Origin of the sequence: Brucella tritici, from assembly GCF_008932295.1 — a bacterium.
Lineage (GTDB): Bacteria > Pseudomonadota > Alphaproteobacteria > Rhizobiales > Rhizobiaceae > Brucella > Brucella tritici.
The window spans coordinates 213,223-232,933 of sequence record NZ_WBWA01000002.1; the positions used below are offsets into that span (position 1 = coordinate 213,223).

Consider the following 19,711-nt stretch of genomic DNA (forward strand, 5'->3'; position numbering starts at 1 on the left):
TTTTTACAGACCATAACGGCCCCAAAGCGCCTTTTCTTCGGCCACAGAAAGCAGACCGTCGCCGAGATGCGCGGCAATGGAAGCCGGTTCAAGATTACCGAGTGCCATATCCACACCGGGCATCTTGCGCCCCAGAAGACCGCGCTTCTGTTCCACGAGCTTGAGCTTAACCTTGTCTCCATAGGTTTTGCGCAGGAAGCTGCGCATATCGCCAAGCCCGTCAATCAGGCCAAGCTCATGCCCCTTGATGCCGGTCCAGAACAGCCCGGTAAACAGGTCCTTGTCTTCTGCAAGTTTCGTACCGCGCCGTTCCTTCACCATGTCGATGAAGGTCTCGTGGATTTCGAGTTGCAGTGATTTCAGCCGCTCAATGTCGGCCTTCTTCTCCGGCTGGAACGGGTCAAGCGTCACCTTGTTGGAGCCCGCCGTATAGACGCGGCGCTCGACACCGATCTTTTTCAGAAGCTCAGGGAAGCCGAACGAGGCCGACACAACGCCGATAGAGCCGACGATGGATGACGGATCGGCGATGATTTCGTCACCGGCCAGCGCAATCATATAGCCACCCGAGGCGGCGACATCTTCGACGAAGATGAGGACCTTCTTCTGATGTTCGGCTGCGAGATCGCGGATACGCCGGTAGATCAGGCGGGACTGAACCGGCGAACCGCCGGGCGAATTGAGCGAAATGGCAACGGCAGGCGCTTCCTTGTCGGTGAACGCCTTTTCAAGGACTGCTGCTGTCGACGCGAGTGAAAGCATCGGGCGGAATGCAGATCCACCGGACATGATGGCGCCATGCAGTCGCACGACAGGTATCTCGATGGAAACCGGGCGGAAGCGGCGTGGAACAAGGCGCGTCAATAAACCGGGCAAGGCTAACTCCTGCTAACTGAAACCATTCAGGCTCTCAGCCGGAATGTAGGAAGCAATATGGGAAACACAAAGGAAACCGCCCGGAATTTTTGCTTTCCGAGCGGCAGTATTGTTCCCGTCAGGCGTTTTTCGGTTTTGTGACCAGCCGCAGCAGAATATAGCCGCAGATAGCTGACAGGCCCGAGCCAGCCAGCACGCCAATCTTTGTTTCCGCTTGCATGAGTTCCGACGGGAAGGAGAGGAGGCCAATGAAGATGCTCATTGTGAAGCCGATCCCGCACAGGACCGCCACGCCGTAAAGCTGTATCCATGTGGCACCGAGCGGCTTTTGCGCCAGACCCGTCTTGATCGCGAGCCATGCCGCTCCAAAAACGCCAAGCTGCTTGCCGATGAAAAGGCCAAGCATGATGCCAAGCGTGAGTGTATCCCGCATCACCGAGGCATCGAGACCGGCGAACGATATGCCCGCATTGGCGAAGCCGAAAATAGGTACGATGATGAAGGCAACAGGCTTGGCCAGTGCGTGTTCCAGTATATGCAGCGGCGAGGTCATGTCGTCGGGCTTGCCGGGCGCGGGTTTCAGCGGAATCATCAGCGCCGTCACCACGCCTGCAACCGTTGCATGAACGCCGGAATTCAACACGAAGAACCAGAGCGCTGCTCCACCGATCAGGTAAGGCAGGAGCTTCATCACGCCCATCCGGTTCATGACGAACAGAACGATAGCCGCGGCGAAAGCTCCACCAAGATATGGCATGGAGATTTCGGCGGTATAGAAGATGGCGATGATGACGACGGCTGCGAGATCGTCCAGGATAGCAAGCGTCGCCAGAAACACCTTGAGGCTGGAAGGAACCCGCGACCCCAGAAGTGACAGAACGCCGAGCGCAAAAGCGATGTCGGTGGCAGATGGCACAGCCCAGCCACGCACCTTGGCGGGGTCGTGCCAGTTGAACGCGGTAAAGATGATGGCTGGCAGTATGACACCGCCTGCGGCCGCGATGCCGGGCAGCATGCGGTTTGGCCAGCTTGCCAGTTGCCCATCGAGAAATTCGCGTTTGATTTCCAGCCCTACAAGCAGGAAGAACACCGCCATCAAGGCATCGTTGATCCAGTCTGTCAGACTGAGCGGACCGATATGAGTGTGCAATATATCGAAATAGGCCTGCGAGAACGGAGAGTTCGCCACGATGAGCGCGAGCGCTGCCGCCGCCATCAGGCTTATGCCACCGGCAGATTCACTATCAAGAAAACGCCGCATGACGGATACCGGACGGCTTTTGTTTGGGCTGTGGTTCATTGGTTCCCGTTGCCTGTTCTTGTCGTTTTGTTGTTTGCGCTTTTTCGGAAAAGGGCGGCGGGGAGCCGCAGAACGAAAATTGCTGCTTTAGGAATATTGGCTCGAATATAGGGTTTCAATCAAAATCACCCGCTCGGACCGAAATCGGCAGGTCTGAACTGTCGGAACTTCTGAAATGCTGCCGTGTTATCCGATCCGGGAGGACACCGCGATGGTGCTCACGGCTATTTTCGCGCAGCTCAATTGTACCGACCTCGAACGCAGCACGGAGTGGTTCGCCACGATCTTCGATCGCAATCCCGATGCGCGACCAATGCAGGGACTGGCTGAGTGGCATCACGGTTCAGGTGCCGGGTTCCAGCTCTATCTGAATCCGGTGGAAGCCGGGCACGGAACGCTGACGCTCATTGTCCGCGACGTGCGGGTCGAGCATGCGCGGCTTTCCTTCGAAGGGATTCGCCCCGGAAATGTCGAGAGCGCCGACTATACGACGATCCTGAGATTGCACGATCCGGACCGCAATCTGGTCGTGCTGGCACAGCCTAATATTAAATAAGGGCGTCGAGCCCGTTATTGATGCCGTCGGCGCGACGCGTGAAACCATGCCCCTCGCTGCCATGGAGAACGAGCGCTGGCATGAGCGACAGACCGGCGCGGCTTCCGCGCGTGCCTGTCACGACGATGCGGATCGCCGCTGCATCGGGACGCGGCTGGACAGGAACGATCTTCAAGCCGCCAAACCGACCCGACAAAGCCTCAATGATGGGGGAAATGGAGCCGGGGCGGGCAATAATAGCAATGCCGCCGCCAGGCTTAACAATGCCTGCCGCAGTGCGCACCCATTGTTCGAACATGCCTTCGGGCATGACATGCGCTTCCGCCTTCAGCGGATCGGGCGTGCTGCGATCGCGCGCTTCGTTGAAGGGCGGATTCATGATAGCAAAGTCGAAACTGTTATCGGCCAGTCCTGCGGCGAGGCGTGCCTTGCCTCTCAGGGCGACGTCGGCCTCGATCACGCTGATACGACCAGCCAAGGCGGTATTCAGCGGATGCGCAATGCTTTTACGGGCAAAGCCCGCCATGAAGGCGGAACGCTCGACTAGGGTGATACTGGTGCCCGGGCATCGGGAGGCGACCGCAAGTCCGGCAGCACCTGCGCCGCTGCCAAGATCAACAACGCGTCCGGCAAAGCCGTTTGGAACGGCACTTGCCAGAATCATCGCATCCACGCCGGAACGATGGCCTTTCAATGCGGGCTGGATGAGATGAAACGCCCCGCGATGAAACACATCAAGCGTTTCTCCGGCTTCATCTTCGCTTTCCGAACTTGTTTCAGAATTCATTGATCGCGCAATTCGTGTTCAATCTCGGCATCGATCAAAATCTGCCGTGCTTCGTCAACCTGTTCTTCGCTGACCAGAAGGCGGCGCGGCAATACGCCCAAAGAGCCTTCGATAATGCTCATATTCGTGTCGGCAATGAAATAAGCGATCCCGGCCTCCTTCATCAAGGCCTCGGCAAAGGACAGCAGAACGGAATCATTTGTACGGATAAGTTCGATCATTTGAACAGTTTGTAGCGAATGCACCGCATTGACAACAGCTTCCTTCAATGGTGAACAGGCGTTGGAATAGTAACGCTTTGAGGGCGCTTTGGGGGCAGTTGCGTCTTGAGCAATCCGGTCCGTTTCAATAATGTGGCCGGGCAGCTAGGAGAAATGGCATTGGGTGTGGTTCTGAATCTGGACGGTAAAAAGAAACAGGAAGGCTCGGTTCAACCGCTTGTCGATCTGACAAAGGCCGACATGGCGCGGGTGAACGAGATGATCCTTTCCCGGGCCGGGTCCGATGTTGAAATGATACCGGAAGTCGCCAATCATCTGATTTCCTCCGGCGGCAAGCGCCTGCGTCCCATGATGACGCTCGCGGCAGCCCGCATGTTTGGTTACGAAGGCGACGGCCATGTGCGCCTCGCGACCGCTGTGGAATTCATGCACACAGCCACGTTGCTGCATGACGATGTGGTCGATGAAAGCGATCTGCGTCGCGGAAAAAGCACGGCGCGCATGATCTGGGGCAACCAGGCCAGCGTTCTCGTCGGCGACTTCCTCCTGGGGCAGGCCTTCAAGATGATGGTCGATGTCGGTTCGCTCGACGCGCTCGACGTTCTCGCGACCTCGGCGTCAGTGATCGCCGAAGGCGAAGTGATGCAGCTTGCCGCTGCCAAGAACATGGAAACCACCGAAGACGAATATCTGGCGGTCATCAAGGCCAAGACTGCGGCGCTGTTTTCGGCTGCCGGTGAAGTCGGCCCGATCATTGCCGGTGCACAGCGTTCGGATCGTGCAGCGCTGCGCGATTACGGCCTCAATCTCGGCCTTGCCTTCCAGCTTGTCGATGATGCGCTTGATTATGGCGGCTCGGCAGCCGATCTCGGCAAGAATACCGGTGACGATTTCCGGGAAGGCAAGATTACACTTCCGGTGATTCTGAGCTATCGTCGGGGCACCGACGATGAGCGTGCTTTCTGGAAGCACGCGATTGAGGACGGTGCGAGCGATGACGCCTCGCTTGAAAAGGCCATCGGCCTGATGACGAAGCACGGCGCGATTGCCGACACTGTGCAGCGCGCGCGGCATTTCGGCGAAATTGCCCGCGATGCTTTGGCACCTTTGAAAGCGACGCCTCAGAAGGACGCGCTGATCGAAGTCATCGATTTCTGCATCAGCCGCGTGAACTGACCGGCAATAGCCACAAACTCCGGCCAGCATTTCTTGCGGGCCAGCGATACACGGGAAAAGCACCTCATCACGGATGCTTTTCTTGCCCCGCCATCCCAAAAAGGCCATGCTTGGGGTGCCTTTTCCGGCAAAGAGACAGCGTGCCCGGCTTTTGAGCCAGTTGGGGTTCGCTTGCCGGTATCTGTCACAGGGATTTGAGAAGAGGATAGGGCTTTATGCGGCAAGGATCGAAATACCGCCCGCTTTATGGTTTGCTGCTCTCGCTTCTGGCGGGGATAGCGATCCCGACAAGCGGCGCTTTGGCCAAGACGACAGCCGATCCCACACCGTCTCCTGTCCGCGCCGGTTCGTTTGCCGGAGCCTATCTTGCCGGACGCACTGCCGAATCCGACAATAATCTCGCTACCGCCGTCGATTTCTATCGTCAGGCCATGGCGTTTGATCCGGGCAATGCGCAGATCAAGCAGGATTTGCTGCTGGTTCTGCTGACCGAAGGCCGCTTCAAGGATGCGCTGCCTCTGGCGGAAGAACTGAAGAACATCCCTGATATCGAGCGTTTTTCGCGCGTGGCACTGGCGATCGACGCCATCGACCGCAAGCAATATCGCAAGGTTGGACCGCTTCTGATGCTGTCGCTGCAATCCGATATGGATCGCCTCGCGACCGGCTTCATGAGCGCATGGGTAAAGGTCGGGCAGGGCAATGCCAAACAGGCGCTCGCCGACATCCAGAAAATGCAGGGACCAGAATGGTACGGTCTGTTCCGCACCTACAATTCCGCATTGATAGCCGATCTTGCTGGCCAGAACCAGGAAGCGCGTGATTTCTACCAGCAGGCTATCGATGACCGGCCCGGCGGAAGCGCTGCCCCCGACACTTATGAACGCATCGTGATGGCCTATGCCTCCTTCAAGCTTCGTCAGGGCGACAAGGAAGGTGCGATCAAGACGTTGAACGATGCAGCCGAACTCCTGAACGGTCGTATGACGATCACTGAAATGCGCGAAAAGATCGAGGCAGGCGAGAAATATGGCCGCCTGATCAAAACTGCTCAGGAAGGCACTGCTGAAGCGCTCTATACGCTTGGCACGGCGATTAACCGTAGCGGCGCGGAAGCTTTCGCCAAGCTTTATCTGCAGATGTCACTGCCGCTGCGTCCGGACAATGACGCAACGCTTTATCAGTTGGGCGATATTTCCGCCAAATTGCGCCAGCCGGAAAAGGCCATCGACTATTATGGCCGCGTGCCGGAGAAATCGCCTTACCGCCGCGATGCGGAAATGCAGCGTGCGCTCAATCTGGCGGAAAACAACCAGTCTGCTGAAGCCGTCAAGCAGTTGAAAGTTCTGCTCGACCGCGACAAGACCGACATGCGCACTTATCTGGCGCTCGGTGGTGTCTATGCGCAGGACAAGAATTTCGCCGATGCAGCGAAGATTTATGATGCTGCGGTGGAGCAGATCAAGACGCCGGAACGCAAGGACTGGCCGGTCTTCTACCAACGCGGCATTGCCTATGAACGCCTGAAGCAATGGGACAAGGCCGAGCCCAATTTCCGCAAGGCGCTGGAGCTTTACCCTGACCAGCCGCAGGTACTGAACTATCTTGGCTATTCCTGGGTTGACCGGGGTGAAAATCTCGATGAAGCGCTGGGCATGATTAAGAAGGCGGTCGAGCTGCGTCCGCAGGACGGTTATATCGTCGACTCACTGGGCTGGGCTTATTACATGCTGGGCCGGTATGACGAGGCGGTGGTTGAACTGGAAAAGGCGGTCAAGCTTCGTCCGGAAGACCCGACGATCAACGACCATATGGGCGATGCCTACTGGCGTGTCGGGCGCCTTCTGGAAGCGACCTTCCAGTGGAACCATGCCATCGCCGGCAAGCCCGAGCCGGAAGATTTGGTGAAGATCGAGGCGAAGCTGAAGAAGGGTTTGCCGGATATTCCGGGGCAATCTTCTGCCGATGCTGCAAAGCCCGACGAGAAAAAGCCTGTCGAGCAGAAGCCGGAAGTTCCTGTGCAATCGCCTGCGCCTGCCGCACCGTCCGACAAGGCTCCAGAAAAACCGGCAACTGACTAAGAGCTTCAGGCTGCGGGTTTCAAAGTGGTGTGACACCGAAACTGGCAGCCTGTGCTTGACCCTGCGTTACGGACAAATTAGACCGGGCCATCATTTCAATTACAAGGCCCGACCCCGTGTCCAGTACGTTGCCAGCACATATGCATCCCACCCGTTCCTTTCAGGGTCTGATCCTGACGCTCCATAACTATTGGGCGGAGCACGGTTGCGCCATTCTGCAGCCCTATGACATGGAAGTTGGTGCCGGTACGTTTCACCCGGCAACGACGCTGCGCTCGCTGGGGCCGAAGCCGTGGAAGGCTGCCTATGTGCAGCCATCGCGTCGTCCGAAGGATGGCCGTTACGGTGAAAACCCGAACCGCCTCCAGCACTATTACCAGTATCAGGTCATCATCAAGCCATCGCCGCCGAACCTTCAGGATCTCTATCTTGGTTCGCTGCGCGCCATCGGCCTTGATCCGACGCTGCATGACGTTCGCTTCGTGGAAGACGATTGGGAAAGCCCGACGCTCGGCGCATGGGGTCTCGGCTGGGAATGCTGGTGCGACGGCATGGAAGTGTCGCAGTTCACCTATTTCCAGCAGGTCTGCGGCATCGAATGCTCGCCGGTTTCCGGTGAGCTGACCTATGGTCTCGAACGCCTCGCCATGTATGTGCAGGGTGTGGACAATGTCTACGACCTCAACTTCAACGGCCTCGAAGGCGACGAGAAGGTCACTTATGGCGAGGTGTTCCTGCAGGCCGAGCAGGAATATTCCCGCTACAACTTTGAAATGGCCAATACCGAGGCTTTGCATCAGCATTTCATCGATGCCGAGCGCGAATGCGAGGCCATTCTGAAGGCTGGTGCGCCTGCTCCTGACGCCAATCATAAAATGCATAAGAGCGTTTTCCCGGCCTATGACCAGTGCATCAAGGCATCCCACGTGTTCAATCTGATGGATGCGCGCGGCGTGATCTCGGTCACCGAGCGTCAGAGCTATATTCTGCGCGTGCGCAATCTTGCGCGTCAGTGCGGCGAGGCATTCCTTCTGACGGATGCCGGTGGTTTCAATTTCAAGCGTGAGGGCGAGTAATGCCTGACCTACTTCTTGAACTCTTTTCCGAAGAAATCCCCGCTCGCATGCAGCGCAAGGCTGCCGGTGATCTGAAAAAGATGATTACCGATGGTCTGGTGGAAGCCGGTCTCACCTATGAAGCCGCGACCGCTTACTGGACGCCGCGTCGTCTGACGCTCGATATTCGCGGCCTCACCGTGCGTTCCAAGGACGTGCACGAAGACATCAAAGGCCCGTCGGTCACAGCGCCGGAACAGGCCATTCAGGGTTTTCTGCGCAAGGCTGGTCTCACTGATGTTTCTCAGGCCCATGTCCACTCCGATCCGAAGAAGGGTGATTTCTATGTCGCCCATCTGACGAAGCCGGGCCGCGCAGCGGAAGAGATCGTCGCCGAACTGGTGCCGCAGACGATCCGCAATTTCCCGTGGCCGAAATCCATGCGCTGGGGTGCGGCTTCTGCCAGGCCGGGTTCGCTTCGTTGGGTGCGCCCGCTGCAGTCGATCCTCTGCACCTTCGGTCCTGAAACCGAGGAAACAGTGGTCATCGATTTCGATGTCGATGGCATCAAGTCCGGCAATGTCACCTATGGCCATCGTTTCCTGAGCGACGGTCAGGCAATCAAGGTGCGCCGCTTCGAGGATTATGTCGAAAAACTCGAAAAGGCTTTCGTGGTTCTCGACGCGGAGCGCCGCAAGGAAATCATTTCGCAGGACGCGCATAATCTCGCCTTCGCTTCCGGTCTTGAGCTGGTCGAAGACGACGGGCTTCTGGAAGAAGTGTCCGGTCTGGTCGAATGGCCGGTCGTGCTGATGGGCGAATTCGAGGAAGAATTCCTGGCCATTCCGCCGGAAGTCATCCGCCTCACCATCCGCGCCAACCAGAAGTGCTTCGTCACCCGCAAGCAGGGCGAAGCCGAAGCGCTTTCCAACAAGTTCATTCTTGTATCGAACATTGCAGCCCGCGACGGCGGCACGGAAATCGCCTATGGCAACGGCAAGGTCGTGCGCGCACGCCTGTCGGATGCGCTCTATTTCTGGCACACTGATCAGCATGATCTGCCCGACCTCGACAAGCTGGCCGCCTCGGCGGAAAAGTTCGGTCTTGACCTGAAAAAGCCGCTCGATCAGCGCATGGCGCGTCTGGATGCACTGAATGTGACCTTCCATGCCAAGCTCGGCACGCAAGGCGCACGCGTTGAACGCATTCGCGAACTGGCTGCGCAGATTGCGCCGTTAGTGGGTGCCGATCCGAAGCTTGCTGCGCGCGCGGCAGTTCTGGCAAAGGCTGACCTCACCACGGAAGTTGTCGGCGAGTTCCCTGAGCTTCAGGGTGCGATGGGCCGCAAATATGCGTTGCTTCAGGGCGAAGACGATGCCGTCGCCGCTGCAATTGAAGAACATTACAAGCCGCAAGGTCCGTCCGATGTGGTGCCGAAGAACCCGGTTTCGGTTGCCGTTGCGCTTGCCGACAAGCTCGATACGCTGGTCGGTTTCTGGGCGATCGACGAAAAGCCGACCGGCTCGAAGGACCCGTTTGCGCTGCGCCGCGCGGCATTGGGCGTGATCCGTCTCCTGCTGTCACAGGAATGGAAGTTCCCACTGCTGCCGCTCTTCCGTTCGGCCTTTGCCGCGCTCAAAGAAGGTCAGGTCCAGCGCAAGCTGCGCGAATTTGAAGCCAAGCTTGCTGCGGAAAACTCCGGTGATGTCGACGGCGAGCAGGATGTCGACAACGCATTGGCCAGCTATGAAAAGCAGGTTCGCGCCGAGGCAGAAGCATCGTCCGAGCCGGTGCTGGCCGATCTTCTGTCCTTCTTCCACGACCGTTTCAAGGTACATCTGAAGGAAGAAGGCGCGCGCTACGACGCCATCGACGCCGTACTGTCGCCGGAAGCCGACAATCTGCTGCTGGTTGCCCGTCGTCTGGAAGCGCTGATCGTCTTCATCAATGAGGAAGACGGCAAGAACCTTCTGGCTGGCACCAAGCGCGCCGCCAACATCCTCGCTGCCGAAGAGAAGAAGGGTACGAAGGTTGCGCAAAGCGTGAGTGCGTCTCTTCTTCGCGAAGCGGAAGAGAAGGCATTGTTTGAAGCCGTCACTCTGGCTTCGCAAGATGCCGAGGCTGCAATTGCCCGTGAAGATTTCAACGGTGCGATGCTGGCGCTCGCCAAGCTGCGCGGTCCGGTCGATACGTTCTTCGAAAAAGTGCTGGTGAACGACGAGGACGAGAATGTCCGCGCCAATCGTCTGGCATTGCTCGACCAGATTCGTGCGGCAACCGGCAAAGTGGCGGATTTCTCCAAGATCGCGGGCTGATAATCAGCCACGTGCGGCTCCATTTTCCCTCATCCTGAGGAGCCTCCCTGAGCTTGTCGAAGGGAGGCGTCTCGAAGGGCTGAGGGAAAACGCACAGCGCCTGTCGCGCCCGTCGATTTTGCTTTCGCCTTCGATCCTTCGAGACGGCCCTGCGGACCTCCTCAGGATGAGAGGCGAGGGGCTGGCGCCATTTTTGTTTACTTCAGGCTGGGTCTGAGTTCGAGCGAACTGAGATCGATTTCATCCGATGCTCCGGCCCAGGGGTCGCCAACGACGCGCACCGGCTTTGTGGGGTCAAAGTCTTCTGCTGGCGCGGCGGCCGGCTCAAGCAGATCGTCCGGGACGGGCTGGCCCTGCATACGCGCCATATAGGCACGGGCGCGCTTGCGGCGAGCCTCGATTGCCTTCTGTGCGTCGAGTTCCGCAGCCTGCTTTTGTACACAGGCGCCGCAGATCGGCAGGCCATTGGCGCCGATCTTGTCATAGCCGATATAATCGATGGAGCCGACCTGATAGGGCGATGCCGTGCGCTCCCCCCCATTTGCGGAAGCAATTGCGGGCAGTCCGATGGCCGTCAGCGAAATAGCGATAAATCGCGATAACATTATTCACCTCACGCATGAATAATATCATTATGCCCTGAAAAACCTAACAAAACGCAATTTTTCATGCGCAATCGCGATCGTCTTGCCGTGATTGTGTCGGGATAGGGGAGGAGCTTGCTTGCACATCGCTTGCACCGGGGCTTGAGCTTGTGTAGGCAGAACGGGCTTAACTTGGGACGCCCGAGAGGCGGAAAACCAGTGTCCGATATAGTCAAATTCGATGATGAGGCAGTCCAGCGCGCGGTGGAAGTGCTGCGGCGCGGCGGTCTCGTCGCCATTCCAACCGAAACAGTCTATGGCCTTGCCGCCGACGCTTCCAACGGCGAGGGTGTGGCGGGTATTTTCGCGGCCAAGGGGCGGCCTCAGTTCAATCCGCTGATTGCGCATGTGAGCGGCATCGCCATGGCGGAGCGCTATGTCACTTTCGACGCCCTTTCACGCAAGCTTGCCGAACTGTTCTGGCCCGGTCCATTGACCATCGTGCTGCCGCTGAAGGACAGGCAGGATACGGACCGCCTCATTTATCGCCCGATCCATCCGCTTGTGACCGCCGGACTTTCGACCCTTGCCATCCGCATGCCGCTTGGCCGTGTGCGCGATATCATCGAGGAGCTTGATAGTCCGGTTGCAGCGCCAAGCGCCAACACGTCAGGTCGCATCAGCCCGACAAGCGCCGATGCGGTTGCAGACGATCTCGGCAGCAAGCTTGATCTGATCCTTGATGCCGGTCCTTGTGGTGTTGGGGTTGAATCCACCATCGTCAAGGTAGACGGTAATAAAGTACATCTGCTCCGTCCCGGCGGGCTGGCTGCGGAAGAAATCGAAGCCGTGATTGGTGAGAAGCTCGTGCGCGCCGACCACACATCGGCAATTCAGGCGCCGGGCATGATGGCCTCGCATTATGCGCCTGATGCTGCGATGCGGCTTGGTGTCGGCTCGGTGCAGCCGGGGGAAGCGCTGCTTGCCTTTGGCCCGCAGCGTGTGGCCGGGGCTGATGCGGCAAGGGCGATCATGAACCTGAGCGCCGATGGCAATTTGCGGGAAGCAGCGGCCAATCTGTTCGATTTCATGCGCAGGCTGGACGCGACAGGCGCCTCCACCATCGCCGTCGAGCCTATCCCCTTTGAAGGTCTCGGCGAGGCCATCAACGACCGTTTGAAACGCGCGGCGGCCCCGCGTTAACATCCTCCTATGTAAGAGACAGACTATGCTGGACACCGCTCTGATCGAACGTTTCTCCGCCATCGTGGGCGAAAAGAATGCGCTCACCGCGCCGGAAGATCTCGCCGCTTATCTCGTCGAGCAGCGCGATCTCTATCACGGTCGCACACCTCTCGTCCTTCGTCCGGGTTCGACGGAGGAAGTTGCGGCGATCATGAAGCTTGCCAGCGAGACGAAAACGCCGGTGGTGCCGCAGGGTGGCAATACGGGCCTCGTCGGCGGCCAGCAGCCCGATGAAAGCGGCGCAGCCATCATTCTGTCGCTCGGACGGATGAACCGCATCCGCAATCTCGATACGGTCGGCAATCTGGTAACGCTTGAAGCGGGTGTTATTCTGAAGAACCTTCAGGAAGCCGCTGAAAAAGCCGGCCGCCTGTTTCCGCTGTCGCTGGGTGCCGAAGGCTCTTGCCAGATCGGCGGCAATCTTGGCTCCAACGCTGGCGGTACGGCAGTGCTTGCCTATGGCAACATGCGCGAGCTCTGCCTCGGCCTTGAAGTTGTGCTGCCGACCGGAGAGATTCTCAACGATCTTCGCTATGTGAAGAAGGACAATACCGGCTACGACCTGAAAGACCTTTTCGTCGGCTCGGAAGGAACGCTTGGCGTCATCACAGCGGCAGTATTGAAAATCTTCCCGCAGCCGAAGGGCAAGGGCGTGGCCTATGCGGGCCTGCGCAATCCGGAGGATGTGCTGCGCCTGTTCCAGCTTGCGACGGAACATGCAGGCCCGTCGCTGACCGGCTTCGAATTGATGCCGCGCGTGGGTGTGGAATTTACAGTGCGCCATGTCGATGGCGTGCGCGATCCGCTCGAAAGCCAGCATGACTGGTATGTGCTGATCGATATTTCCTCTACCCGTTCGGAAGAAGATGCGCGCACGACGCTGGAAACGATCCTGACCGAAGCCTTTGAGAGCGACATTATTCAGGATGCGGCCATTGGCGAAAGCGTGGCGCAGGCACAGTCCTTCTGGAAGATGCGTGAGGAAATGTCCTGGGCACAGAAGCCGGAGGGTGGCTCGATCAAGCACGATATATCCGTGCCTGTTGCTTCCATCCCCGCCTTCATCCACGAAGCCAATGCCGCGACGCTGGAAATGATCCCCGGTGCGCGCATCGTCTGCTTCGGCCATATCGGTGACGGTAATCTGCATTACAACGTTTCGCAGCCTGTTGGCGCTGACAAGGAAGCCTTCCTTGCGCGCTGGCACGAACTGAACCATCGCATCCACACGATCGTCGCGAGCTATACGGGTTCGATTTCGGCTGAACACGGCATTGGTCAGCTCAAGCGGGAAGAACTGGCTTTCTTCAAGCAGGATGTTGCGCTCGACCTGATGCGCCGCATCAAGTCGGCTTTCGATCCGGCAGGCATCATGAACCCCGGCAAGGTTCTGTAAAAATAGCACAATTCCAGGAAGTAAGACGGGCGGTATTAACCGCCCGTTTTTTTTAGTAAACACTTCTTCAGAAGAATTTCCGAATTCTTACACCTGGTTGTAATCTGCTAACCAAAGGAAAAGGCAGGGAAAAGTTAACTTAACTCATTAAGCCCGTCGGTAATAAACCGCGCCTATTCTCCATCTCAACGAAGAGCAAAAAGCTTGACAAAGGGAAGTCGGAAAAACCGGCTCTCAAAAAAGCAAGTCCAGCAAAAGTGTGCAGCGGTTTTGCGTTCGGACTTGCGCAAAAAAGACAGAGAGACAGAGGCGTCGAAAATGATGAGCAAGGGACTGAAGCCCGACTGGGCAGGACGGGAATTGCGGCTCGATCCGTTTCACTTTCCGCAGGTTGTGAGCTACGCGACCCATGACGGGAGCAGCGACGTTACCTTCACCATCAATGAGCGCGGCGCTGTGATCCGGCAGGTTCTGCCTTCAAGCGGCCTGCCGATGTCGATCGCTCTCCCGGCCAACGCATTTGTCGGCGTTGCCGCCCGTGCAGTGGAAGACGAGTTCGGCGAAATCACGGTGACGCTGGAGCTGATGCATGAAGACCCGCAGCTTTCCGTTCCCCTGCTTGTCGCACATGATCTGACCGACGTTGCAGCCGACTGGCGCGCCTGGGCCGCAAGCTTCAATCTGCCGATGATGCTGGTTGAGGAAGACGGCGTCGCCCGCCCGCTTTACGAAAGCACGGGCGCGGTCCGCACCAGTCAGCCGCAGGCTCGTCGTCAGGGACAAGAGCCGCGCCGTCGCCGTCCGCGTTTTCTCGCTCGCCGCAAGACCGGTACGCTTGGCGTCCGTCTGGTGATCTCGGGCAAGGAAATTATCGCTCGAAATTGAATTGGAAAGGGTCGCTTGAGAAAAGCGACCCCTTCAAAAATTTAGGCTGACCTCCAAAAAGCCCCCGGATGTCTTGGGGCGCATCCCGAAAATCGGAAAAGATGCGCCCGCGAAAGAAGACATTCGGGTTTATTTTTTGCGCATAAGGAAGGCCATGACAGCCTCGCGGGCTTCATCCGAAGTCAGTCGTTCGGCGAAATGCCTGGCCTCGCGGGTGATGCGATCAGCGATATTCTCGGCGGGCAGGCGCATCAGGGCGCGGGCAATCTGCATGGCCTGCGGCGGTTTGGCGGCAATCTCTTCCGCCGCCTTCATCACTTCCGTCTCCAGCGCATCCTCGGCAACGATCTGATAGACGATCCCGGCTTCCTGCGCGGCTTCCGCTGTGAAGCCGTGGCCGAGCGCCAAGAGGGCAAAGGCCTTCTGACGGCCCATCAGCGACGGCGCAAGCAGGCTGGAACCTGCTTCCGGCACGAGGCCGAGATCGACAAACGGCGTGCGGAATAGAGCGCGCTGCGTTGCAAAAGTCAGATCGCAGTGAAAATGGATCGTCGTGCCGACCCCGATGGCGAGACCATCGACGCCCGAAACGATAGGCTTTTGGGTTTCTGCCAGCGGAATGAGGAAATCCAGAATTTCACTGCCGAAACTGCTGTCGCCCGTCGCAGCCGCCATGAAATCCTGCATGTCATTGCCGGAGGAAAAAGCGCCCGGACTCCCCAGAAACACATGCACACGCACGGCGTCATCGGCATCGCCGTCCTTGAGCGCCTTTGCCATAGTGGCATACATGGCGCGGGTGATGGCGTTTTTCTTTTCGGGCCGGTTAAGACGGATGATCTGGACCGCGCCTTTGCGTTCGATCAGGATATGTTCGCTCATGCTTACGCCTCCAGCGCAGATTTGGCGGCGGCAAGGCTGGCAGCGCCGGTGATGACGGTGTCCTTCAGGGACGATACTTCGGCAAGCATGTTTTCCGCGAAGAAGCGGCTCAGCACTGCGCGACCGCTGTCGCCGTCCGCAAGTGCTGCACGCGCGAGATAGGCGCCGCCTGAAACGAGCGACAAAAGCCGCTGATAAGGCGTGGCCCCGGCAAGTGCCGCTTCGATCTGCCCTTCGGCAACGGCCTTTTGCAGCCAGTCCGTGGCTTCGCGGGCCTCATTGATGGCCTTGGAAAGGCGCGTGCCGGTTTCACCGAGTTCCGGACGATTGGATGCCGCGGCCTTGTCGGCATCGCCTTCGAGTTCTGCGAGGAAGCCCTTGATGTGCTCGCCATGACCGAGCGGCAGCTTGCGCGCCACAAGGTCGATGGCCTGAATGCCATTGGTGCCTTCGTAGATCGGGGTGATGCGGGCATCGCGCAGCAATTGCGCGGCACCTGTCTCTTCGATGAAGCCCATGCCGCCGTGGATCTGGATGCCCAGCGAAGCAACATCCACACCCGCATCGGTCGCGAAGCTCTTGGCGAGTGGCGTCAGCAGACCGGCGCGATCCGACCAGAATTGCTGGTCTGCGCCATCCGTTGCATGGCTCATATCAATGGCATGTGCGCAGGAATAGGTGATCGAACGGGCAACCTGCGTCAGCGCCTTCATGGTCAGCAACATGCGCTGCACGTCTGGGTGTTCGATGATCGGGCTCATGCCGTCTTTCGGGTCAGCACCGATGGCGCGGCCCTGCTTGCGCTCCTTGGCATAGGCCAGCGCCTGCTGATAGGCGGCCTCGGCAACGCCGACACCCTGAATGCCGACCAGAAGGCGGGCATTGTTCATCATGGTGAACATGCAGGCTAACCCGCGATTTTCCTCGCCGATCAGGTAGCCGACGGCCCCCTGTTCCTCACCTTTCACGAAACCGTCGCCATAGATCATGGTGCAGGTCGGCGAGGCATGGATGCCCATCTTGTGTTCAAGGCCAGAGCAGAACAGATCGTTCCTGCGACCGAGCGAGCCGTCATTATTGACGAGGAATTTAGGCACGAGGAAAAGCGAAATGCCCTTCGTTCCAGCCGGGGCATCGGGCAGGCGAGCCAGCACCAGATGCACGATATTGTCGGTCAGGTCATGCTCGCCATAGGTGATGAAAATCTTCTGGCCGAAGATGCGATAGCTACCGTCACCGGCGCGTTCTGCACGGGTGCGAAGTACGCCAAGATCGGAACCGGCGTGCGGTTCGGTCAGGTTCATCGTGCCCATCCACTCGCCGGAAATGAGCTTTTCGAGATAGATATCCTTCAATTCCTTGGAGGCGTGCTTTTCCAGCGCTTCGACAGCACCCATGGTCAGCGTCGGCGCAATGGCGAATGCAAGCGTGCCGGAATTCCACATTTCGCTGACGGCGACCGACATCATGGTCGGCAGGCCCTGACCGCCATAGTCCGGCGTGCCGGTTAGCGAGTTCCAGCCGCCCGCGATCCAGTCGCGGTAAAGGTCTTTCCAGCCCGGGGCGGTGGTGACGACACCGTCCTTAACGGTAGCACCGTTGCGGTCGCCGGAAATGCGCAACGGCTCGACGCGCTCGGCTGCAAATCTTCCGGCTTCTTCGAGAATGGCTTCGGCCAGATCGGCGGAAAATTCGGGAAAGCGGTTGTCTTCCAGCGCTTTCTCAAGCCCCGCAACCTTCATCAGCGTATGGGAAATTTCAGAAACCGGCGCGCGATACATCTTTCCTCCACATCGTGCTCATCGAGGCTCCTCCTCGGGAACCCCGGCCTCCAATCTGCCAGCGGGCAGAGGGAGTATCAGTCTTCTTCATGATAAGAGCTACCGGCTTATTACGTAAACGTCAATATTTTCTCGCAGCCTATTGCATGATGAAAACAGGCTCCAATCGCATCCTATCTGTCAAAAGGATGCGATCATGCCGGTGCCGTCAATAAAACTATTTGCCGGAACGTTCCCGCTCCACGGCGCGCCAGCCGATGTCTGTGCGATAGAAACCTTCCGGCCAGTCGATCTTCTTGATGGCGTCATAAGCCTTGGCCTGCGCTTCAGCGACGGTTTTGCCCACGGCAGTCACGTTCAGCACGCGACCGCCATTGGCAACCAGCTGCCCGTCTTTCTCTGCCGTGCCAGCATGGAAAACCTTGACGCCGTCGATGCCGTCAAGCGCGTCGAGACCGCGAATGACGCTGCCCTTCTTCACATTGGTCGGATAGCCTTCCGCAGCCATGACGATGGTCAGCGCCGGATCATCTTTCCAGTCCAGCGAAACCTGATCCAGCTTGCCGTCGACAGCGGCATTGAGCAGCGCCAACAGGTCACTGTTGAGGCGCATCATCAGCACCTGGCATTCCGGGTCGCCGAAACGGGTGTTGTATTCGATCAGCTTCGGGCCGTCCTTGCCGATCATCAGGCCGAGGAACAAAACACCGGAGAAGGGCGCGCCAATTTCCGCCATGCCGCGCATGGTCGGTTCGATCAGTTCGCGCATGGTGCGCTCGACGATTTCCGGCGTCATGACCGGCGCTGGTGCATAGGCGCCCATGCCGCCCGTATTGGGACCGGTGTCGCCGTCGCCGACGCGCTTGTGGTCCTGCGCCGAGCCGAGCTGCACGGCGGTCTTGCCGTCGCAGATGTAGAAGAAGCTTGCTTCTTCGCCGTCCAGAAATTCTTCCACCACCACTTCGGCACCGGCAGAACCGAATGCGCCTTCAAAGCAGGCATCGACGGCATCCAGCGCTTCATCAAGCGTCATCGCGACGACCACGCCTTTGCCTGCCGCAAGGCCATCGGCCTTGACCACGATGGGAGCGCCCTGCTGGCGGATATAGGCCTTAGCCTTTGGTGCATTGTTGAAGCGGCCATAGGCTCCGGTCGGAATATCGAAGCGGGCGCAGAGATCCTTGGTGAAACCTTTGGAGCCTTCAAGCTGGGCTGCGGCCTTGGACGGGCCGAAAACGCGAATGTTCTCGGCGCGCAGATCGTCGGCAAGGCCTGCAACCAGCGGGCCTTCGGGGCCGACTACCACGAGATCGATGGCGTTTTCCTTGGCGAAAGCAATCACGGCCTTGTGGTCGCTGACATCCATATCGACCAGTTCGGCAGCTTCCGCGATGCCGGGATTGCCCGGTGCGCAATAGAGTTTTGTCAGTGACGGAGAAGCGGCCAGTTTCCAGGCCAGAGCATGTTCACGACCGCCAGAACCGATTAAAAGAACTCTCATTGCTTGCTCCGTCTTCGTCGGGGTTATAGTGATGGCTGCATATATCAAGGATTTCGCCATGTCACAGCCCGAACTACACGGATCGATTCAGTCACGCAATGCGCAAGGACGTGTAAAGGACGCTCCGTCGGGTCATTGGGTCTATAAGTTGTTGCCGCAGGGATTGTGGCCCTATGCGCAGCTTGCGCGCTGGGACCGTCCGATTGGCTGGCAGCTTCTGTTGTGGCCGTGCTGGTGGTCGGCGGCACTGGTGGCGGGCGCTGGTGCACATCCGGGTGATGGCGCGTGGTCGGTTGTGCCTTCAATCTGGCACCTGTTCCTGTTTCTGGTCGGCGCTATCGCCATGCGCGGTGCAGGCTGCACCTATAATGACCTTGTCGATCAGGATATTGACGATCAGGTGGATCGCACCCGGTCGCGTCCGCTGCCTGCCGGACAGGTGACGCGTGGTCAGGCCAAGGCCTTTCTCGTCCTGCAAGCGCTTGTCGGGCTTGTGGTGGTGCTGCAATTCAACTGGTTTTCGATTGCGCTCGGCATTTTCTCGCTTTTGATCGTCGCGGCCTATCCGTTCATGAAGCGCATTACCGACTGGCCACAATTCGTGCTGGGTCTTGCCTTTTCATGGGGCGCGCTGATGGGCTGGGCTGCGGTGGAAGGATCACTCTCCTTGCCGCCGGTGCTGCTTTATATCGGTGCGATCCTGTGGACCATCGGCTACGACACGATCTACGCGCATCAGGACAAGGAAGATGACGCGCTGGTCGGCGTTCGCTCCACGGCGCGCCTGTTCGGCAAACACACCAAGACTGCGCTGATGATCCTTTATGGCGGCGCTATCGGCTTCTTTGCTGCCGCCTTTGCCGTGGCGCAGGTGCCTATGCCCGCACTGGCTGGATTGCTGGCCGCTGGCGTGCATCTCTATCGCCAGATCATCGTGCTCGATATCGACAATCCCGATCAGTGCCTGAAACTGTTCAAGTCGAACAATATTGTCGGCTGGCTGATCTTCCTCGGCCTCGTTTTCGGCAGCCTCTGGGTGGCGATCAAGCCGATCGTGTAATTGAAGGGCG

The 19,711-nt window shown here is 58.5% G+C and carries 17 protein-coding genes; 9 read left to right on the forward strand and 8 right to left on the reverse strand.

The window, feature by feature from the left end:
- Window positions 1-3 precede the first annotated feature (3 nt).
- Complete coding sequence (locus tag F9K91_RS03210) at window positions 4-876, reverse strand: S49 family peptidase (RefSeq protein WP_151554271.1); 873 nt, start codon at window positions 874-876, stop codon at window positions 4-6.
- Window positions 877-994: 118 nt separating this feature from the next.
- Complete coding sequence (gene nhaA, locus F9K91_RS03215; RefSeq protein WP_151554270.1) at window positions 995-2,176, reverse strand: Na+/H+ antiporter NhaA; 1,182 nt, start codon at window positions 2,174-2,176, stop codon at window positions 995-997.
- A 211-nt stretch (window positions 2,177-2,387) separates the two neighbouring features.
- Between nhaA and F9K91_RS03220 the strand changes: the two genes are divergently transcribed.
- Window positions 2,388-2,732 carry a VOC family protein gene (locus tag F9K91_RS03220; RefSeq protein WP_061345095.1) on the forward strand — a complete coding sequence of 115 codons (345 nt, stop codon included), beginning with the start codon at window positions 2,388-2,390 and terminating at the stop codon, window positions 2,730-2,732.
- Here the strand turns inward: F9K91_RS03220 and F9K91_RS03225 are convergent.
- Complete coding sequence (locus F9K91_RS03225; protein ID WP_151554269.1) at window positions 2,725-3,519, reverse strand: tRNA1(Val) (adenine(37)-N6)-methyltransferase; 795 nt, start codon at window positions 3,517-3,519, stop codon at window positions 2,725-2,727. The two genes, F9K91_RS03220 and F9K91_RS03225, sit on opposite strands and share 8 nt — an antisense overlap.
- Entirely contained in the window at window positions 3,516-3,740 is a 225-nt protein-coding gene (locus tag F9K91_RS03230; protein WP_151554268.1) for a putative signal transducing protein, read from the reverse strand. The genes F9K91_RS03225 and F9K91_RS03230 overlap by 4 nt, the downstream gene beginning before the upstream one ends.
- A 159-nt stretch (window positions 3,741-3,899) precedes the next feature.
- Between F9K91_RS03230 and F9K91_RS03235 the strand changes: the two genes are divergently transcribed.
- The 4 genes from F9K91_RS03235 (at window position 3,900) to glyS (ending at window position 10,367) form a co-directional block, all read left to right on the forward strand.
- Window positions 3,900-4,916 (forward strand): polyprenyl synthetase family protein, encoded by a 1,017-nt coding sequence (locus F9K91_RS03235; RefSeq protein WP_010658340.1) that lies wholly within the window; start codon window positions 3,900-3,902, stop codon window positions 4,914-4,916.
- A gap of 215 nt (window positions 4,917-5,131) precedes the next feature.
- Window positions 5,132-6,997 carry a tetratricopeptide repeat protein gene (locus tag F9K91_RS03240; protein WP_151677159.1) on the forward strand — a complete coding sequence of 622 codons (1,866 nt, stop codon included), beginning with the start codon at window positions 5,132-5,134 and terminating at the stop codon, window positions 6,995-6,997.
- 140 nt (window positions 6,998-7,137) lie between these two features.
- Window positions 7,138-8,073, forward strand: coding sequence for a glycine--tRNA ligase subunit alpha (locus F9K91_RS03245; RefSeq protein ID WP_061345098.1), 936 nt, complete (start codon window positions 7,138-7,140; stop codon window positions 8,071-8,073).
- Window positions 8,073-10,367, forward strand: coding sequence for a glycine--tRNA ligase subunit beta (gene glyS / locus F9K91_RS03250; RefSeq protein ID WP_151677160.1), 2,295 nt, complete (start codon window positions 8,073-8,075; stop codon window positions 10,365-10,367). Before F9K91_RS03245 ends, glyS begins: the two co-directional genes overlap by 1 nt.
- Before the next feature lie 197 nt (window positions 10,368-10,564).
- On the opposite strand, the gene F9K91_RS03255 is transcribed toward glyS, so the two are convergent.
- A complete protein-coding gene (locus F9K91_RS03255; RefSeq protein ID WP_151651689.1) occupies window positions 10,565-10,972 on the reverse strand; it encodes a hypothetical protein in 408 nt (135 codons plus the stop codon).
- 198 nt (window positions 10,973-11,170) lie between these two features.
- Between F9K91_RS03255 and F9K91_RS03260 the strand changes: the two genes are divergently transcribed.
- The 3 genes from F9K91_RS03260 to F9K91_RS03275 all read left to right on the forward strand — a co-directional run bounded on the left by F9K91_RS03260 (window position 11,171) and on the right by F9K91_RS03275 (window position 14,477).
- On the forward strand, window positions 11,171-12,154 hold the full coding sequence (locus tag F9K91_RS03260) for an L-threonylcarbamoyladenylate synthase (protein WP_151677161.1): 984 nt from the start codon (window positions 11,171-11,173) through the stop codon (window positions 12,152-12,154).
- Between the two features lie 25 nt (window positions 12,155-12,179).
- Window positions 12,180-13,592 (forward strand): FAD-binding oxidoreductase, encoded by a 1,413-nt coding sequence (locus tag F9K91_RS03265; protein WP_151677163.1) that lies wholly within the window; start codon window positions 12,180-12,182, stop codon window positions 13,590-13,592.
- A gap of 318 nt (window positions 13,593-13,910) precedes the next feature.
- The gene (locus tag F9K91_RS03275) at window positions 13,911-14,477 is read left to right on the forward strand and encodes a DUF6101 family protein (protein ID WP_010658347.1); all 567 of its coding nucleotides are present in this window, start codon (window positions 13,911-13,913) and stop codon (window positions 14,475-14,477) included.
- A 129-nt stretch (window positions 14,478-14,606) separates the two neighbouring features.
- Here the strand turns inward: F9K91_RS03275 and F9K91_RS03280 are convergent, their stop codons facing one another.
- The 3 genes from F9K91_RS03280 to purD all read right to left on the reverse strand — a co-directional run bounded on the left by F9K91_RS03280 (window position 14,607) and on the right by purD (window position 18,641).
- A complete protein-coding gene (locus tag F9K91_RS03280) occupies window positions 14,607-15,359 on the reverse strand; it encodes a crotonase/enoyl-CoA hydratase family protein (protein WP_151554261.1) in 753 nt (250 codons plus the stop codon).
- A gap of 2 nt (window positions 15,360-15,361) precedes the next feature.
- Window positions 15,362-17,140 (reverse strand): acyl-CoA dehydrogenase, encoded by a 1,779-nt coding sequence (locus tag F9K91_RS03285; protein WP_151663179.1) that lies wholly within the window; start codon window positions 17,138-17,140, stop codon window positions 15,362-15,364.
- 217 nt (window positions 17,141-17,357) lie between these two features.
- On the reverse strand, window positions 17,358-18,641 hold the full coding sequence (purD, locus tag F9K91_RS03290; protein WP_151677164.1) for a phosphoribosylamine--glycine ligase: 1,284 nt from the start codon (window positions 18,639-18,641) through the stop codon (window positions 17,358-17,360).
- 58 nt (window positions 18,642-18,699) lie between these two features.
- Here purD and ubiA point away from each other — a divergent pair, with 58 nt between their 5' ends.
- A complete protein-coding gene (gene ubiA / locus F9K91_RS03295) occupies window positions 18,700-19,701 on the forward strand; it encodes a 4-hydroxybenzoate octaprenyltransferase (protein ID WP_151677266.1) in 1,002 nt (333 codons plus the stop codon).
- Window positions 19,702-19,711: the final 10 nt, after the last annotated feature.

Excerpts from the sequence above, each read along its gene's own strand:
- nhaA (WP_151554270.1), bottom strand. The coding sequence starts at position 2,176 with ATGAACCACAGCCCAAACAAAAGCCGTCCGGTATCCGTCATGCGGCGT.
- F9K91_RS03220 (WP_061345095.1), top strand. The coding sequence starts at position 2,388 with ATGGTGCTCACGGCTATTTTCGCGCAGCTCAATTGTACCGACCTCGAA.
- F9K91_RS03225 (WP_151554269.1), bottom strand. The coding sequence starts at position 3,519 with ATGAATTCTGAAACAAGTTCGGAAAGCGAAGATGAAGCCGGAGAAACG.
- F9K91_RS03230 (WP_151554268.1), bottom strand. The coding sequence starts at position 3,740 with ATGATCGAACTTATCCGTACAAATGATTCCGTTCTGCTGTCCTTTGCC.
- F9K91_RS03240 (WP_151677159.1), top strand. The coding sequence starts at position 5,132 with ATGCGGCAAGGATCGAAATACCGCCCGCTTTATGGTTTGCTGCTCTCG.
- F9K91_RS03245 (WP_061345098.1), top strand. The coding sequence starts at position 7,138 with ATGCATCCCACCCGTTCCTTTCAGGGTCTGATCCTGACGCTCCATAAC.
- glyS (WP_151677160.1), top strand. The coding sequence starts at position 8,073 with ATGCCTGACCTACTTCTTGAACTCTTTTCCGAAGAAATCCCCGCTCGC.
- F9K91_RS03255 (WP_151651689.1), bottom strand. The coding sequence starts at position 10,972 with ATGTTATCGCGATTTATCGCTATTTCGCTGACGGCCATCGGACTGCCC.
- F9K91_RS03265 (WP_151677163.1), top strand. The coding sequence starts at position 12,180 with ATGCTGGACACCGCTCTGATCGAACGTTTCTCCGCCATCGTGGGCGAA.
- F9K91_RS03275 (WP_010658347.1), top strand. The coding sequence starts at position 13,911 with ATGATGAGCAAGGGACTGAAGCCCGACTGGGCAGGACGGGAATTGCGG.
- F9K91_RS03280 (WP_151554261.1), bottom strand. The coding sequence starts at position 15,359 with ATGAGCGAACATATCCTGATCGAACGCAAAGGCGCGGTCCAGATCATC.
- F9K91_RS03285 (WP_151663179.1), bottom strand. The coding sequence starts at position 17,140 with ATGTATCGCGCGCCGGTTTCTGAAATTTCCCATACGCTGATGAAGGTT.
- purD (WP_151677164.1), bottom strand. The coding sequence starts at position 18,641 with ATGAGAGTTCTTTTAATCGGTTCTGGCGGTCGTGAACATGCTCTGGCC.
- ubiA (WP_151677266.1), top strand. The coding sequence starts at position 18,700 with ATGTCACAGCCCGAACTACACGGATCGATTCAGTCACGCAATGCGCAA.